The sequence below is a fragment of the Micromonospora sp. A202 genome (genome assembly GCF_006715105.1).
Lineage (GTDB): Bacteria > Actinomycetota > Actinomycetes > Mycobacteriales > Micromonosporaceae > Micromonospora > Micromonospora zamorensis.
On the sequence record NZ_VFMP01000001.1, the window covers coordinates 5,295,325 to 5,311,405 of the forward strand.

Here is a 16,081-nt window from a genome sequence, read left to right on the forward strand (position 1 = left end):
AAGACCCAGCCGCCACCCCGCCGCCGAGTAAACGCGCGAACGCACCGGCGCTTGACGCGGGTGGGGCGCTCACGCCAACTTCGCCGGTGCGTTCGCTTCGGTACGACGAGTTCCAGGCGATGCGCCGGTTCCCCGCCCTGGACGGGCTGCGGGCGGTGGCCGCGCGGCTGAGCCACCCGGCGCCACCCGCATGACCCGGATCACAGCCAGGGCTGTCACGGTTGGCCCCGGTCGGTCCGTCGTCACGGTGTCGGAACCGATCAGGGAGGTAGTCAGTCATGCAACGGATGAACACCGCCGAGGTCATGCCGCAGGGATACCGGGCCGTGCTGGGCCTGGAGAAGTACGTCCAGTCGAACGTCGACAGCACCGTCCTGGAGCTGGTGAAGCTGCGCGCGTCGATGCTGAACGGCTGTTCCTACTGCGTCGACATGCACAGCCGGGACGCGCTCGGCGCCGGCGAGTCGAGCCGTCGGCTCTTCGCGGTGGCCGCCTGGCGGGAGGCGCCCTTCTTCGACGAGCGGGAGCGGGCCGCGCTGGCGCTCACCGACGCGGTGACCCGCCTCGGCGACCACGGCGTACCGGACGACGTCTGGGACGCCGCCGCGAAGGTGTGGTCGGAGAAGGAGCTTGCCGACCTCGTACTCGCTATTGCCACAATCAACGTGTGGAACCGACTGGCGATCACCACTCGCACGGAGCCCCCGGCGCAGGTGTGACCACCGAGGCGGCGCAGGCGGCCGGTGCGCTCCAGGCGCACCGGCCGATGCTGCTCGGGCTGGCGTACCGCCTGCTCGGCAGCCGGCACGACGCCGAGGACGTGCTCCAGGAGGCATACCTGCGGTGGCTGGGTGTGGACCGCTCGACGGTGGCCGAGCCGCGCCGCTACCTGTCCCGGGTCGTCACCCGGCTGGCCCTGGACCGGCTGCGGGCCAGGCAGGCGACCCGGGAGACGTACGTCGGGCCGTGGCTGCCCGAGCCGGTGCCCACCGAGCCCTCGCCGTTCGGGCCGTTGGACCGCGCGGAGCTGCGCGACTCGCTGTCCACCGCCCTGCTGCACGTGCTGGAGCGCCTCACCCCGCCGGAGCGGGCGGTCTACGTCCTGCACACCGCGTTCGACCTGCCGTACGCCGAGATCGCCGAGATCCTGGACCGGACCCCCGAGGACTGTCGGCAGCTGCACCACCGGGCGGCCGCCCGGGTACGCCAGGAGCAACGACGCTTCACCGCCACCCGCTCGGAGCGGGAACGGTTGCTGGACGCGTTCCTCGCCGCCGCCCGCGACGGTGACCTGGCGACGCTGACCGGGCTGGTCGCCAAGGACGCCACGGCGTGGAACGACGGCGGCGGCCGGGCGCGGGCCGCCCGCAACCCGGTCACCGGGGCGGACCGGATCGCCCGCTTCTTCGCCGGGATCTACGGTCCGGGAAGCCGGAGCTGGACCCTGCGTCGGCTGGAGTTGAACGGCGAACCCGGCGCCCTGCTCGTCCGCGCGGACGGCAGCCGCTACACGTTGACCGTCACGGCGGCCGACGGCCGGATCACCGGGGTCTACGTGGTGGGTAACCCGGCGAAGCTGCCGTCGGTCGACTGACCCCGCCGCCCGCCAGCCCCGTGTCGACGACCCCTGGTCAGCCGAGCTCGGGGAACCAGAGCGCGATCTCGCGCTTGGCGCTGTCCGTCGAGTCGGAGGCGTGCACCAGGTTCTCCCGGTTGGACAGCGACAGGTCACCCCGGATGGTGCCGGCGACGGCCTTGCGCCCGTCGGTGGCGCCGACCAGACCGCGGACCACGTCGATGACCTGGTCGCCGGAGAGGACCAGGGCGACCAGCGGACCGCCGGTCATGAAGTCCTTCAGCGGCGGGTAGAACGCCTTGTCGACGTGCTCGGCGTAGTGCTCGTCGGCGAGCGCCGCGTCCATCGTCCGGTGCGCCATCGCGTCGATCCGCAGCCCCTTGCGCTCGAAGCGGGAGAGAACCTCGCCGACCAGGCCGCGGCGGACCGCGTCGGGCTTGATCAGAACGAGGCTGCGCTCATCCGGGCTGTTGCTGGACACGCTGGGTTCCTCCTGTACGCGTTGAACGCTCGAGATCGGTACGGTCAGCGTAGCGACCCGGTCCCGGCGCCGGCGCGGCGGCCGGTCTTTCCCCCGGTGGCCGATCCGGCCTAGCCTGGCCCTGACCCCCGGGAGGTCCACTGTGGCGAATGGCGGGAGCCGGCCCATCGCGCCGGTACGCAAACTGATCGGCACGGTGCTGGGCACCGTGGCCACGTTCGTCGTCCTCTTCGGGCTGGGCATGACCAGTTGGGCCATCGTGGCCCTCGGCGTCGCCCTGCTGGTGCTGGCGATCGCGCTGGCGACCGTGCGCGGCGGCGGGCGCACCTGGGTGGTCGGCGTCGGGCACGTGCACAGCGCCTCCGAACCACCCACCCAGTACGCGTTCGGCCGCTGCGAGCTCCAACTGGTGATCGACGCCCCCGGCCTGCCACCGCGATCCAAGAAGATCATCGAACCACGGGTGCCGGTCTCGAAGTGGCCGTCGCTGGGCCAGACCCTGCCGATCCGGGTCGCGCTCGACGACCAGCGGCACGTCAAGGTCCTCTGGGACGAGGTGCCGACCCACGCCGAGACGGCCGCCGCCGTCGCCGACCTCCCGCCGGAGTTCGCCGACGTCGACGCGGTGGACGAGGTGTTGATCCAGCAGGACGCCCCGCCGTGGGCCGACCGTGGGCCGGACGACGATTTCCGGGACGACCTCCGCGACCCGCTCGGCGACCCGTTCCGCGACCCGCTCGGCCCCGACCCGGTACGCAGCGATCACCTGCGCACCGACCCCCTGCACGACGATCCGCTGCGCGACGACCCGGGCGTCGTGCCCGAGGAGCGCGAGCCGGTGGTGATGCACCAGAGCCCGGGCGGCCCGGTGGTGTTGGAGGGCGTCCTCGTCGAGCAGCAGGCCAGTGGTGGGCTGCCCCGACGGGCCACCCCGGCGCCACGCTCACCCGTGGAGGAGCGCTTCGACGAGCCCGACGCCAACCGGTTCGACCTGCCGGAGGACGACCGGGCGACCCCACCCCCCGCTGACCCCGTCGACCCGCCCAGGGCGCAACGCGCCGACCCGCCGCCCGCGCAACGCTCCGGGCCGGGCGCGACCGACCCACTGGACCCCCTCGATCTCCCGCTGGACGACCCCACCCCGGCCGGGGCGGGCCGCGAGACGGTCACCGACGAGGAGTTGGACCAGGCGATCTTCGGGTTCGACTCGGACGCGGCCGCGGATCCGACCGCGCCGATCAGCGGGGTGGGTCTCACCCTGCTGGTGACCGACCTGTCCCGCTCGCTCGGCTTCTACCGCGACGTGCTCGGCTTCACCGAGGTCGACCAGGGCGCCCACAACGCCGTCCTCGCCTCCGGCACGACCCGGCTCGTCCTGCGCGAGGTGACCGGGGCGGCGCCGATCAGCCGCCGACTGGTGCACGTCAACCTCGAGGTGAACGACATCGAAGCGGCGTACGAGCGGCTACGCGGGTCGGGCGTCCGCTTCACGTACGCGCCCCGGGTGGTCAACCGCGGCACGAAGCTGGAGGTGTGGGCGGCGGCGTTCCGTGACCCGGACGGCCATGGCATCGCCCTCACCCAGTGGCGTGAACGCGCCGACGCCTGACCCGTCCCGTCGCGCCTCGGGCTGACGGCTGACGGCGGCCGTCAGCCGAGGATGACCCGGCGGACGTGCAGCGCGTACGCCCAGACCAGGGCGAAGATGATGCCCAGTCCGAGCAGCGACCAGTGCAGCAGACCGCCCAGCATCAGCAGTCCCTGGAGCACGGTGCCGGCATTCCACGCCCACGGGCGGCGCATCATGCCGGCGAGCACGATGGCAGCCACCGCCAGTGCCACCACGACACCGATCGCGGCGCCGCTCAGGTCACCGCCGACCACCCGGACCGGCTGGATCGCCAGCAACAGCACCAGCGCCTCCAACCCGAGGGTTCCCGCACCCAGGCCGCGTACCGCCGCCTCCGGGTTACGCAACCCGGAGCGTCGTGGCTGCCCGGCGACGGGCTCATCCTCGGGTCGATCGGCCGGCGAGCCGGGTACGGCCTGACCAGCCGGGACGCCGGCCGCGGCCCGATCAGCCGGCGAGCCGGCCGGGGCCTGGTCGGTGGGGTCGTCGGTGACGTGCGGGTCCCGCTCCGGGCCGCTCATCGCTTCAGCAGCCGGCGGGCGTCGGCGACCGTCACCACCGAACCGGTAACCAGCACCCCGACCCCGCTGAGCTCACCGGGGACGTCCTCCTCTGCCAGCGCCACCGCCAGCTCGATCGCGTCCGGCATCTCCTCGGCCGTCGACACCCGCTCCTCACCGAAGATCTCGGCGGCCAGCGCGGCGAGGTCGTCTGTGGGCATCGCCCGTGGCGAGCTGTTGCGGGTGACCACCAGCTGATCGATTACCGGCTCCAGCAGCTCCAACAGCCCTTCCGCGTCCTTGTCGGCGAGGACGCCGACGACCGCCACCAACTTGCTGAATGCGAACTCCTCCTGGAGCGCGGTGACGGTGGCGGCCATGCCGTGCGGGTTGTGCGCACCGTCGAGCAGGATGGTCGGGGCGTTGCGCACCCGCTCCAGCCGACCCGGGGAGCTGGTCGAGGAGAAGCCTTCCCGGACCGTCTCGACGTCGAGCTGCCGGCGACTCCCGGCGCCCAGGAACGCCTCCACGGCGGCGAGCGCCACAGCGGCGTTCTGTGCCTGGTGGGCCCCGTGCAGCGGAATGAACACGTCGTCGTAGACGCCGCCCAGTCCCTGGAGGCTGAGCACCTGGCCGCCGACGGCGACCGCCCGGCTCAGTACGCCGAACTCGCCGCCCTCCCGCGCGATGGTGGCCCCGACCTCGGCGCACCGATCGAGGAGGGGGCCTGCCGCCTCCTCGTCCTGCGCTGCCGCGATGACGGTGGCGCCCGGGTGGATGATGCCGGCCTTGGCCAGCGCGATGTCCTGAATGGTGTCGCCGAGCCACTCGGTGTGGTCCAGGCCGATCGGGGTGATCACGCAGACCCCCGCCTGGATGACGTTGGTGGCGTCCTCGGCACCGCCGAGGCCCACCTCGACCACCGCGATGTCGACCGGCGCGTCGGCGAACGTGGCGAACGCCAGCGCGGTGGTCATGTCGAAGTACGTCAACGGCTCGTCGGACCGCGCGTCGATCAGCTCGGCCAGTGGCTTGATTTCCCGGTACACCGACGTGAACCGCTCCTCGCTGACCGGCTCACCGTCCAGGCTGATCCGCTCCCGGACGGTCTCCAGGTGCGGGCTGGTGTACCGCCCGGTGTGCAGCCCGTGCGCCCGCAACAGCGAGTCGATCATCCGCGCGGTGGAGGTCTTGCCGTTGGTGCCGGTCAGGTGGATCGCCGGGTAGGCCCGCTGAGGGCTGCCGAGCAGGTCGAGCAGTGACTCGATCCGGTCCAGCTCGAAGACCATGCGGGTGAAGCCGCGAGCGTTCAGCTCGGCCTCGACAGCGGCGAATTCGGTACGGTCGGTCACGAGGAAAGTGTCTCCAGAGCAGCGTCGATCCGGACCAGGTCGGCCTCGGCGGTGGCGAGCCGGTCGCGGATCTTCGCGACCACCGGCTCGGGGGCCTTGCCGATGAAGGCGGGGTTGTCGAGCTTCGCCCGGGCCTGCGCGACCTCCTTCTCGGCGGCGGCGCGGTCCTTCGTCAGCCGGGCCCGCTCGGCGGCCAGGTCGATCGACCCCCGGGTGTCCAACGCGACACCGACCGCGCCGGGCATGGCCAGCGTGGCGCTGGCCTGGAAGTCGTCCCCGGCCGGGTCCAGCCGGACCAGCGAACGGATCAGCGGCTCGTGGGCGGCGATGCCCGCCCCGGTCAGCCCGTCCAGCCGGGCGGCCACCCGCTGCGTCGGGCGCAGCCCCTGGTCGGAACGGAACCGGCGGATCTCGGTGACCACCCGCTGCACACTGATCAGCTCGGCCTCGGCGGCGTCGTCGATCAGCGCACGGTCGGCCACCGGCCAGGCGGCGTTCTGCACCGTCTCGCCGCCGGTCAGCGCGAGCCACAGCTCCTCGGTGACGAACGGGATGACCGGGTGCAGCAGCCGCAGCAGCTGGTCCAGCACGTGCCCGAGCACCCGGCGGCTCGCCTCGGCCCGCTCACCGCCCTCACCGAGCACCGGCTTGCTCAGCTCGACGTACCAGTCGCAGACGTCGTCCCAGGCGAAGTGGTAGAGCAGGTCACACACCTTGGCGAACTCGTACGCCTCGAACTGCTCGTCGACCTCGGCGGTGACGTGCGCCAGCCGGGACAGGATCCACCGGTCGACGGTGGAGAGCTGCTCGGCGGGCGGCAGGTCGCCAGTGGTGTGCGCACCGTTCATCAGGGCGAAGCGGGTGGCGTTCCAGAGCTTGTTGCAGAAGTTGCGCGAGCCCTGGCACCACTCCTCGCTGACCGGGACGTCCTGCCCGGGGTTGGCGCCACGAGCCAGCGTGAACCGGGTGGCGTCGGCACCGAACCGGTCGATCCAGTCCAACGGGTCGACGACGTTGCCGAACGACTTGGACATCTTCTTGCCGTGCTCGTCGCGGACCATGCCGTGCAGGGCCACCACGTCGAACGGCTGTTTGCCGTCCATCGCGTACAGGCCGAACATCATCATCCGGGCGACCCAGAAGAAGAGGATGTCGTAGCCGGTGACCAGGACGCTGGTCGGGTAGAACTTGGCGAGGTCCGGGGTCTGCTCCGGCCAGCCGAGAGTGGAGAACGGCCAGAGCGCACTGGAGAACCAGGTGTCCAGGACGTCCTCGTCCTGCCGCCAGCCGTCGCCGGTCGGCGGCTGCTCGTCCGGGCCGACGCAGACGATCTCGCCCTGCGGGCCGTACCAGACCGGGATCCGGTGCCCCCACCAGAGCTGGCGGGAGATGCACCAGTCGTGCATGTTGTCTACCCAGGCGAAGTAGCGCTTGGACAGCTCGGCCGGCTCGATGCGCACCCGACCGTCGCGCACCGCGTCACCGGCGGCCTGGGCCAGCGGGGCGGTGTTGACGAACCACTGCAGCGACAGCCGCGGCTCGACTGTCGTCTTGCACCGCGAGCAGTGCCCGACCGCGTGCACGTACGGCCGCTTCTCGGCGACGATCCGGCCCTGCTCGCGCAGTGCGGCCACGATCGCGGGCCGCGCCTCGAACCGGTCCAGCCCCTCGAACGGGCCGGGCACGGTGATCACCCCACGCTCGTCCATCACGGTGAGCGCGGGCAGGTCGTGGCGCTGGCCGATCTCGAAGTCGTTGGGGTCGTGTGCCGGGGTCACCTTGACCATGCCGGTGCCGAACGACGGGTCGACGTGCGCGTCGGCGACGATCGGGATGCGACGGCCGGTGAGCGGCAGCTCGACCTCGGTGCCGATCAGGTGCTGGTAGCGCTCGTCGTCCGGGTGCACCGCCACGGCGGTGTCGCCCAGCATCGTCTCGGCCCGGGTGGTGGCCACCACGACCTCGTCGCTGTAGCGGATCGAGATCAGCTCACCGTCGTCGTCGGTGTGCTCGACCTCGATGTCGGAGAGGGCGGTGAGGCAGCGTGGGCACCAGTTGATGATCCGGTTGGCCCGGTAGATGAGCCCCTCGTCGAAGAGCTTCTTGAAGATCGTCTGGACGGCGCGGGTCAGCCCCTCGTCCATGGTGAAGCGCTCACGGTCCCAGTCGACGGAGTCGCCGAGACGCCGCATCTGCCCGAGGATCGCCCCACCGGACTCGGCCTTCCACTGCCAGACCCGCTCGACGAACTTTTCCCGGCCGAGGTCGTGCCGGGACAGGCCCTCGGCGGCGAGCTGGCGCTCCACCAGGTTCTGGGTGGCGATGCCAGCGTGGTCCATGCCGGGCAGCCACAGCGCCTCGAAGCCCTGCATCCGCTTACGCCGGGTCAAGGCGTCCATCAGCGTGTGCTCGAACGCGTGGCCCATGTGCAGCGAGCCGGTGACGTTCGGCGGCGGGATGACGATCGTGAAGGGGGGCTTGTCGCTGTCGGCGGACGCCCGGAAGTGCCCGTCGGCTACCCACTGCTCGTACCGTCGCTGCTCTACCTCGCCGGGCTGGTACTGGCCGGCAAGGGTCGGGGCTGCGGGGCGGTGGGCATCCAGTCTCTCGGTCACCTGACAAGTCTACGGAGGGCTTCCGCAGACCTGACGTGCGCCACCTGTGGTTCGCGTACGGTGTCGGCTATGTCCGACGCACATCTCACCGAGCGTTCGCTCGACGGCGGTCGCGAGCCGGTCGAGCTGACCGAAGAACCGATCCAGCTGAGCACCCGCGACTCCGGTGGCGACCCGGACGAGCGGTCGGGTGGCTGGTCCCGCCGGCGCAAGATCGCTTGGACTGCCGCCCTGGTGGTCGGCCTCGCCGGCGCCGGGGTGCTGGGTGTCGGTGGGTGGCGGATCGCGCAGCAGAAGGACACCCAACTGACGTCGCCGGACCAGGTGGCGGGTCTGACCCGCGACGACAGTGAACGGGCGAAGAGCACCGCCGACTACCTGCGCAGCGGCCTGGCGGCGGACATCGAACTGGACCGCAGCTTCGGCACCGTCTACCGGGACCCGGCCGACGACAAGCGCTCGGTCCTCATCTTCGGAGGCACCACGCTGCTGTGGCAGCCGGAACGGGACCTGGACAGTCTCTTCCGCCTCATGTCGGATGAGACCGGTGCGGTGAGCGGCCTCCGCGAGGTGCCCGCCGGTGACCTGGGCGGCGTGATGAAGTGCGGCAGCACCAGCGGCGAGGGCGGCGACTTCGCGGTCTGCGGCTGGGCCGACCACGGCAGCGTGGTGATGGCGATGTTCCCGGGACGGTCGGTCGGCGACGCCGGCGGCCTGCTGCGTAACCTCCGCAACGGCATGCAGACCCGGGGCTGACGCGGCCCACCGGCCACCCCATCGGTTTTCCTGATATCGGGCTATGGAGTGGCCGCGGATACCATACCACGGTCTTCTGGGGAAACGCAGAAAGGGCCACCCGATACGGGTGACCCTTTCTGGAAAGATTGTCCGGCGGCGTCCTACTCTCCCACACCCTCACGAGTGCAGTACCATCGGCGCTGGAGGGCTTAGCTTCCGGGTTCGGAATGTAACCGGGCGTTTCCCCTCCGCCATGACCGCCGTAACTCTATCGACATGTCAAACAACACCAACACCAACATGTGTGGTCTGTTGTTCGTTTATCGAGAGTTGCACAGTGGACGCGTAGCAGCTTAGTAGTCAAGTCCTCGGCCTATTAGTACCGGTCAACTGAACCCGTTACCGGGCTTACATTTCCGGCCTATCAACCCAGTCGTCTAGCTGGGGGCCTTACCCCCACAAAGTGGGGTGGGATACCTCATCTTGAAGCAGGCTTCCCGCTTAGATGCTTTCAGCGGTTATCCCTTCCGAACGTAGCTAACCAGCCGTGCCCTTGGCAGGACAACTGGCACACCAGAGGTTCGTCCGTCCCGGTCCTCTCGTACTAGGGACAGCCCTTCTCAAGTATCCTACGCGCACGGCGGATAGGGACCGAACTGTCTCACGACGTTCTAAACCCAGCTCGCGTACCGCTTTAATGGGCGAACAGCCCAACCCTTGGGACCTGCTACAGCCCCAGGATGCGACGAGCCGACATCGAGGTGCCAAACCATCCCGTCGATATGGACTCTTGGGGAAGATCAGCCTGTTATCCCCGGGGTACCTTTTATCCGTTGAGCGACACCGCTTCCACTCGCAAGTGCCGGATCACTAGTCCCGACTTTCGTCCCTGCTCGACCTGTCAGTCTCACAGTCAAGCTCCCTTGTGTACTTGCACTCAACACCTGATTGCCAACCAGGCTGAGGGAACCTTTGGGCGCCTCCGTTACCTTTTAGGAGGCAACCGCCCCAGTTAAACTACCCACCAGACACTGTCCCTGAACCGGATAACGGTCCGAAGTTAGATACCCAAATCAACCAGAGTGGTATTTCAAGATTGCCTCCACCCATACTGGCGTATGGACTTCACCGGCTCCCACCTATCCTACACAAACTAATTCGAGTACCAATGTCAAGCTATAGTAAAGGTCCCGGGGTCTTTCCGTCCTGCCGCGCGTAACGAGCATCTTTACTCGTACTGCAATTTCGCCGGGCCTGTGGTTGAGACAGTGGGGAAGTCGTTACGCCATTCGTGCAGGTCGGAACTTACCCGACAAGGAATTTCGCTACCTTAGGATGGTTATAGTTACCACCGCCGTTTACTGGCGCTTAAGTTCTCCGCTTCGCCCCGAAGAGCTAACAGGTCCCCTTAACGTTCCAGCACCGGGCAGGCGTCAGTCCATATACATCGAATTACTTCTTCGCATGGACCTGTGTTTTTAGTAAACAGTCGCTTCCCCCTGCTCTCTGCGGCCATACAACGCTCCACCCGCGCGGGGCTTCACGTCTCCGGCCCCCCTTCTCCCTAAGTTACGGGGGCAATTTGCCGAGTTCCTTAACCACAGTTCGCCCGATCGCCTCGGTATTCTCTACCTGACCACCTGTGTCGGTTTGGGGTACGGGCCGCTAAGAACTCGCTAGAGGCTTTTCTCGGCAGCATAGGATCACTGACTTCACCTGAATCGGCTCGGCATCACGTCTCAGCCTTAAATGTGTTGCGGATTTGCCTACAACACGGCCTACACGCTTACCCCGGCACAACCACCGGCCGGGCTCAGCTACCTTCCTGCGTCACCCCATCGCTTGACTACTACCCATCAGGTTCCCAGCCTCCCCAACATCCGTCCGAAGACATCAGTCAGTTCAGGTGGTTAGCACAACGAGGTTCATCAGGGACGCTCTTTCGCGGGTACGGGAATATCAACCCGTTGTCCATCGACTACGCCTCTCGGCCTCGCCTTAGGTCCCGACTCACCCAGGGCGGATTAGCCTGGCCCTGGAACCCTTGGTCATCCGGCGGAAGGGTTTCTCACCCTTCTTTCGCTACTCATGCCTGCATTCTCACTCGTGCCGCGTCCACAACTGGGTCACCCCGCTGCTTCACTCGCGGCACGACGCTCCCCTACCCATCCACACACCTGCACAAGGAATCAAGTCCAAGCGAGGTTAAAATGTGAATGCCACAGCTTCGGCGGTGTGCTTGAGCCCCGCTACATTGTCGGCGCGGAACCACTTGACCAGTGAGCTATTACGCACTCTTTAAAGGGTGGCTGCTTCTAAGCCAACCTCCTGGTTGTCTATGCGACCCCACATCCTTTTCCACTTAGCACACGCTTAGGGGCCTTAGCTGGTGATCTGGGCTGTTTCCCTCTCGACTACGAAGCTTATCCCCCGCAGTCTCACTGCCGCGCTCTCACTTACCGGCATTCGGAGTTTGGCTGATTTCGGTAAGCTTGTGGGCCCCCTAGACCATCCAGTGCTCTACCTCCGGCAAGAAACACGCGACGCTGCACCTAAATGCATTTCGGGGAGAACCAGCTATCACGGAGTTTGATTGGCCTTTCACCCCTAACCACAGGTCATCCCCCAATTTTTCAACATTGGTGGGTTCGGCCCTCCACGCGGTCTTACCCGCGCTTCAGCCTGCCCATGGCTAGATCACTCCGCTTCGGGTCTAGGACACGCGACTGAATCGCCCTATTCAGACTCGCTTTCGCTACGGCTCCCCCACACGGGTTAACCTCGCCACATGCCACTAACTCGCAGGCTCATTCTTCAAAAGGCACGCCGTCACCCCGCAAGGCTCCGACGGATTGTAGGCGAACGGTTTCAGGTACTATTTCACTCCCCTCCCGGGGTACTTTTCACCATTCCCTCACGGTACTTGTCCGCTATCGGTCACCAGGAAGTATTTAGGCTTACCAGGTGGTCCTGGCAGATTCACGGCAGATTTCAGGGGTCCGCCGCTACTCGGGAACACCCACAGAAGGTCAGCAACTTTCACCTACCGGACTTTCACCGTCTACGGTCAGCCATTCCAGACTGTTCGACTAGCCACTAACTTTGTAACTTCTCGAACAAGTGTCAGCTTGTTCAGCAGGGTCCCACAACCCCGACCACGCAACCCCTGACAGGTATCACACGCAGCCGGTTTAGCCTCGATCCGCTTTCGCTCGCCACTACTCACGGAATCACTAAATTGTTTTCTCTTCCTACGGGTACTGAGATGTTTCACTTCCCCGCGTTCCCTCCACACACCCTATGTGTTCAGGTGTGGGTGACACCACATGACTGGTGCCAGGTTTCCCCATTCGGACACCCTGGGATCACAGCTTGGTTGACAGCTCCCCCAGGCCTATCGCGGCCTCCCACGTCCTTCATCGGCTCCTGGTGCCAAGGCATTCACCGTTCGCCCTTGACAACTTGACCACAAAGATGCTCGCGTCCACTGTGCAATTCTCAACAAACGACCAACCCACAACCCGATCCGCCCCACACCAAACCCAGTCCAACGACCAGCGGTATGTGGGGCCAGGCCATGCCTGGCAGACTCCCAGCCCCCACACCGGAGGGCTGGCCAAGTCTCTGAAACAACAACCACATGGTTGTTCCTTCAGGACCCAACAGGGTGCTCACATTTCTTCTCAGCCGCACCAGGGACTTCGTTCCCACCACCCGAAAGCAGCTGTACTAGAAGGAACCCGGCCGTTGCCGAGGAAAAACTTGCCAGTGTCTCCGCCATCTGAGCACCCCACCACCACAGACGGGCGGTGCGGGCTCCTTACCGACTTTCGTCGGAAGGTGCTCCTTAGAAAGGAGGTGATCCAGCCGCACCTTCCGGTACGGCTACCTTGTTACGACTTCGTCCCAATCGCCAGCCCCACCTTCGACGGCTCCCTCCCACAAGGGGTTGGGCCACCGGCTTCGGGTGTTGCCGACTTTCGTGACGTGACGGGCGGTGTGTACAAGGCCCGGGAACGTATTCACCGCAGCGTTGCTGATCTGCGATTACTAGCGACTCCGACTTCACGGGGTCGAGTTGCAGACCCCGATCCGAACTGAGACCGGCTTTTTGGGATTCGCTCCACCTCGCGGTATCGCAGCCCATTGTACCGGCCATTGTAGCATGCGTGAAGCCCTGGACATAAGGGGCATGATGACTTGACGTCATCCCCACCTTCCTCCGAGTTGACCCCGGCAGTCTTCGATGAGTCCCCGCCATAACGCGCTGGCAACATCGAACGAGGGTTGCGCTCGTTGCGGGACTTAACCCAACATCTCACGACACGAGCTGACGACAGCCATGCACCACCTGTGACCGCCCCCGAAGGACCTCACATCTCTGTGAGTTTTGCGGCCATGTCAAACCCAGGTAAGGTTCTTCGCGTTGCATCGAATTAATCCGCATGCTCCGCCGCTTGTGCGGGCCCCCGTCAATTCCTTTGAGTTTTAGCCTTGCGGCCGTACTCCCCAGGCGGGGCGCTTAATGCGTTAGCTGCGGCACAGGAAACCGGAGAGGTCCCCCACACCTAGCGCCCAACGTTTACAGCGTGGACTACCAGGGTATCTAATCCTGTTCGCTCCCCACGCTTTCGCTCCTCAGCGTCAGTATCGGCCCAGAGACCCGCCTTCGCCACCGGTGTTCCTCCTGATATCTGCGCATTTCACCGCTACACCAGGAATTCCAGTCTCCCCTACCGAACTCTAGCCTGCCCGTATCGACCGCAGGCTTGGGGTTGAGCCCCAAGTTTTCACGGTCGACGCGACAAGCCGCCTACGAGCTCTTTACGCCCAATAAATCCGGACAACGCTCGCACCCTACGTCTTACCGCGGCTGCTGGCACGTAGTTGGCCGGTGCTTCTTCTGCAGGTACCGTCACTCTCGCTTCGTCCCTGCTGAAAGAGGTTTACAACCCGAAGGCCGTCATCCCTCACGCGGCGTCGCTGCATCAGGCTTCCGCCCATTGTGCAATATTCCCCACTGCTGCCTCCCGTAGGAGTCTGGGCCGTGTCTCAGTCCCAGTGTGGCCGGTCGCCCTCTCAGGCCGGCTACCCGTCGTCGCCTTGGTAGGCCATCACCCCACCAACAAGCTGATAGGCCGCGAGCCCATCCCAAGCCGAAAAACTTTCCACCCCCAGCCATGCGGCCGGAAGTCCTATTCGGTATTAGCCCCCGTTTCCGAGGGTTATCCCAAAGCTTGGGGCAGGTTGCTCACGTGTTACTCACCCGTTCGCCGCTCGAGTACCCCGAAGGGCCTTTCCGCTCGACTTGCATGTGTTAAGCACGCCGCCAGCGTTCGTCCTGAGCCAGGATCAAACTCTCCAACAAAAAATTAGTTGAACAGCATCCTGACAACAAACAAATGTTGCCAAAGGAATCCCAACCAGCCAGCAAAAACTGGCCAGTCCGGGGTATAAATCATAATTGGCACTGGCTTTACAAGCACCCTGTTGAGTTCTCAAAGAACAACCACACACCGACCAGAAGCCCCACCTCAGTGGAACCCCGTCTCGGGGCAACCCCTCAAACATACTTGGTCGAACTTTGGTTGTCAACCTCGTATCCGAGGCGATCAACTTGGTTCGTCCGGATCCACGATGACGCACGCCGTGACCGGCGGTCGTTACTGTCGTGGGAAGCCGCAGACCGGCCGATCGCCGCTTCGCGGCTCTCCGCCCGGCTCCTGCCGGCTTCAAAACTCTACCCGGTCGGCTTCGCGTTCGCAACCCCGTATCCGGAGTGTTTCGCACCGCCCGATCCTCGGTCTCGCTCGGCGTTCCCGCCACGAGCCCGGTGCCCGTTCTCCGCCGGTTTGTCCGGCGTTCCCCGTGCAGAGAGAAAGTTACGCGGACGGCCCGGAGAAGGCAAATCAGGGTTCATCACTGGTTCGACCGACCGGGGCGCGACGGCACCCGGCGCAGCCTCGGGACGCGGGCTGTCCCGACGTGCCAGAGTGTCAGACATGGATGAGTCCGGGCTGGGCACCAGGGTGTTCGCCGAGGAGGCACTACTGGGCCTCCTCCTGCCGTTCTGGCAGGTGGTGATCGGTGCAGTCGTGCTGGTCGTCCTGGTGCTCTCGGTGGGACGGCTGGCCCGACGGGGCAAATCCCGGATGACCACGGCGCTGCTGGTCACCGCCGCGGCCATCGCCGGGTTCGCGGTGATCGGCGTTCTGTTGGAAGGCTGAGACTGCCAGGGCCTGGCATCAGAGCCGGCGGTTGGCCAGGCTGGGCAGCTCGGCCCGGATCGCGGCAAGGCGGTCGAGGTCCAGGTCGACGACGGACACACCCGGGCCGTCCGGCACCTGGGCGAGGACCGTCCCCCACGGGTCGACCACCATGCTGCGCCCGAAGCAGGTGCGACCTGGCTCGTGGTCGCCGGTCTGGCCAGCCGCCGCCACGAAGCACTGGTTCTCGATTGCCCGGGCCCGCAGCAGGACCTCCCAGTGGTCCCGCCCGGTGTGCATCATGAACGCTGCGGGGACCACCAGCAGTTGTGCGCCGCCATCGGTGGCGAGCAGCCGGTAAAGCTCCGGGAAGCGCAGGTCGTAGCAGATCGACAGGCCGACCCGCAGGCCCTCGACGTCCACCACCACCGGTTGCACACCCGGCGCCACGCTCGCGGACTCCAGGTAGGAGACCCGACCGGGGATCTCCACGTCGTACAGATGGATCTTGCGGTAGCTCGCTGCCAGGGCGCCGGTGCGGTCGAAGACCAGCGACGTGTTCCAGGTGTGCTCCGGGTCCGGACCGGCCTCGTGGAACGAGCCGGCCACCACCCAGATGCCGAGCCGTCGGGCGATCCCGGCGAAGAAGCTGCCGACCTCCCCGTCCACCGGCTCCGGCTCCGGCAGTCCGGCAGCGGGGCCGAGGTAGTCGACGTACTCCGGCAGGACGGCAAGGTCCGCGCCGCCGGCGGCGGCGCGTTCCAGCAGGACCTCGGCGGCGGCCAGGTTGGCCTTGCGGTCGTCCCGGGCGTTCAGCTGGCAGACGGCGACACGCATGACCACAGGGTACGGCGGGAGGTGCCGGCGTGGACAGCGTCAGCGGCGGTCGGGGGCCAGGGCACCGACAGCACCTGTACGACCGGCAGCGGGACGCTGGGGAGCCGCGACACCGTGGACAGGGCGATCGAGTCGGCGCGACGGAA

At 66.6% G+C, this 16,081-nt stretch carries 10 protein-coding genes and 3 rRNA genes; 5 read left to right on the forward strand and 8 right to left on the reverse strand.

Features of this window, described 5'->3' with window-relative positions; genetic code table 11:
- Positions 1-278: 278 nt before the first annotated feature.
- Positions 279-719, forward strand: coding sequence for a carboxymuconolactone decarboxylase family protein (locus tag FBZ33_RS24385; protein WP_141910816.1), 441 nt, complete (start codon positions 279-281; stop codon positions 717-719).
- Positions 716-1,594: an RNA polymerase sigma factor SigJ gene (gene sigJ, locus FBZ33_RS24390; protein ID WP_088949742.1), complete on the forward strand. Its 879-nt coding sequence runs from the start codon at positions 716-718 to the stop codon at positions 1,592-1,594. The genes FBZ33_RS24385 and sigJ overlap by 4 nt, the downstream gene beginning before the upstream one ends.
- A 37-nt stretch (positions 1,595-1,631) precedes the next feature.
- Here sigJ and ndk read toward each other — a convergent pair whose 3' ends face one another.
- Complete coding sequence (ndk, locus tag FBZ33_RS24395; protein ID WP_141910817.1) at positions 1,632-2,057, reverse strand: nucleoside-diphosphate kinase; 426 nt, start codon at positions 2,055-2,057, stop codon at positions 1,632-1,634.
- A 142-nt stretch (positions 2,058-2,199) separates the two neighbouring features.
- Between ndk and FBZ33_RS24400 the strand changes: the two genes are divergently transcribed.
- Positions 2,200-3,666 carry a VOC family protein gene (locus tag FBZ33_RS24400; protein WP_141910818.1) on the forward strand — a complete coding sequence of 489 codons (1,467 nt, stop codon included), beginning with the start codon at positions 2,200-2,202 and terminating at the stop codon, positions 3,664-3,666.
- Between the two features lie 41 nt (positions 3,667-3,707).
- Here FBZ33_RS24400 and FBZ33_RS24405 read toward each other — a convergent pair whose 3' ends face one another.
- From FBZ33_RS24405 to FBZ33_RS24415, 3 genes are read right to left on the reverse strand one after another with little or no spacing between them, the layout of a single operon-like run.
- A complete protein-coding gene (locus tag FBZ33_RS24405) occupies positions 3,708-4,208 on the reverse strand; it encodes a DUF4233 domain-containing protein (RefSeq protein ID WP_141910819.1) in 501 nt (166 codons plus the stop codon).
- A complete protein-coding gene (locus tag FBZ33_RS24410) occupies positions 4,205-5,539 on the reverse strand; it encodes a folylpolyglutamate synthase/dihydrofolate synthase family protein (protein ID WP_088949745.1) in 1,335 nt (444 codons plus the stop codon). The genes FBZ33_RS24405 and FBZ33_RS24410 overlap by 4 nt, the downstream gene beginning before the upstream one ends.
- Positions 5,536-8,154 (reverse strand): valine--tRNA ligase, encoded by a 2,619-nt coding sequence (locus tag FBZ33_RS24415; protein WP_088949746.1) that lies wholly within the window; start codon positions 8,152-8,154, stop codon positions 5,536-5,538. The genes FBZ33_RS24410 and FBZ33_RS24415 overlap by 4 nt, the downstream gene beginning before the upstream one ends.
- A gap of 69 nt (positions 8,155-8,223) precedes the next feature.
- On the opposite strand from FBZ33_RS24415, the gene FBZ33_RS24420 reads away from it, so the two are divergent.
- On the forward strand, positions 8,224-8,910 hold the full coding sequence (locus tag FBZ33_RS24420) for a hypothetical protein (protein ID WP_099856636.1): 687 nt from the start codon (positions 8,224-8,226) through the stop codon (positions 8,908-8,910).
- 130 nt (positions 8,911-9,040) lie between these two features.
- Here FBZ33_RS24420 and rrf read toward each other — a convergent pair.
- The 3 genes from rrf to FBZ33_RS24435 all read right to left on the reverse strand — a co-directional run bounded on the left by rrf (position 9,041) and on the right by FBZ33_RS24435 (position 14,260).
- Positions 9,041-9,157: ribosomal RNA gene (gene rrf, locus FBZ33_RS24425) — 5S ribosomal RNA — on the reverse strand.
- A 91-nt stretch (positions 9,158-9,248) separates the two neighbouring features.
- Positions 9,249-12,360: ribosomal RNA gene (locus tag FBZ33_RS24430) — 23S ribosomal RNA — on the reverse strand.
- 383 nt (positions 12,361-12,743) lie between these two features.
- A 16S ribosomal RNA gene (locus FBZ33_RS24435) occupies positions 12,744-14,260 on the reverse strand.
- The 16S, 23S and 5S rRNA genes sit together here, the layout of an rRNA operon.
- A gap of 634 nt (positions 14,261-14,894) precedes the next feature.
- Here FBZ33_RS24435 and FBZ33_RS24440 point away from each other — a divergent pair.
- Positions 14,895-15,119: a hypothetical protein gene (locus FBZ33_RS24440; RefSeq protein WP_088949748.1), complete on the forward strand. Its 225-nt coding sequence runs from the start codon at positions 14,895-14,897 to the stop codon at positions 15,117-15,119.
- 18 nt (positions 15,120-15,137) lie between these two features.
- Here the strand turns inward: FBZ33_RS24440 and FBZ33_RS24445 are convergent, their stop codons facing one another.
- Positions 15,138-15,935, reverse strand: a complete 798-nt coding sequence (locus FBZ33_RS24445; RefSeq protein ID WP_141910820.1) for a carbon-nitrogen hydrolase family protein — start codon at positions 15,933-15,935, stop codon at positions 15,138-15,140.
- Positions 15,936-16,081: the final 146 nt, after the last annotated feature.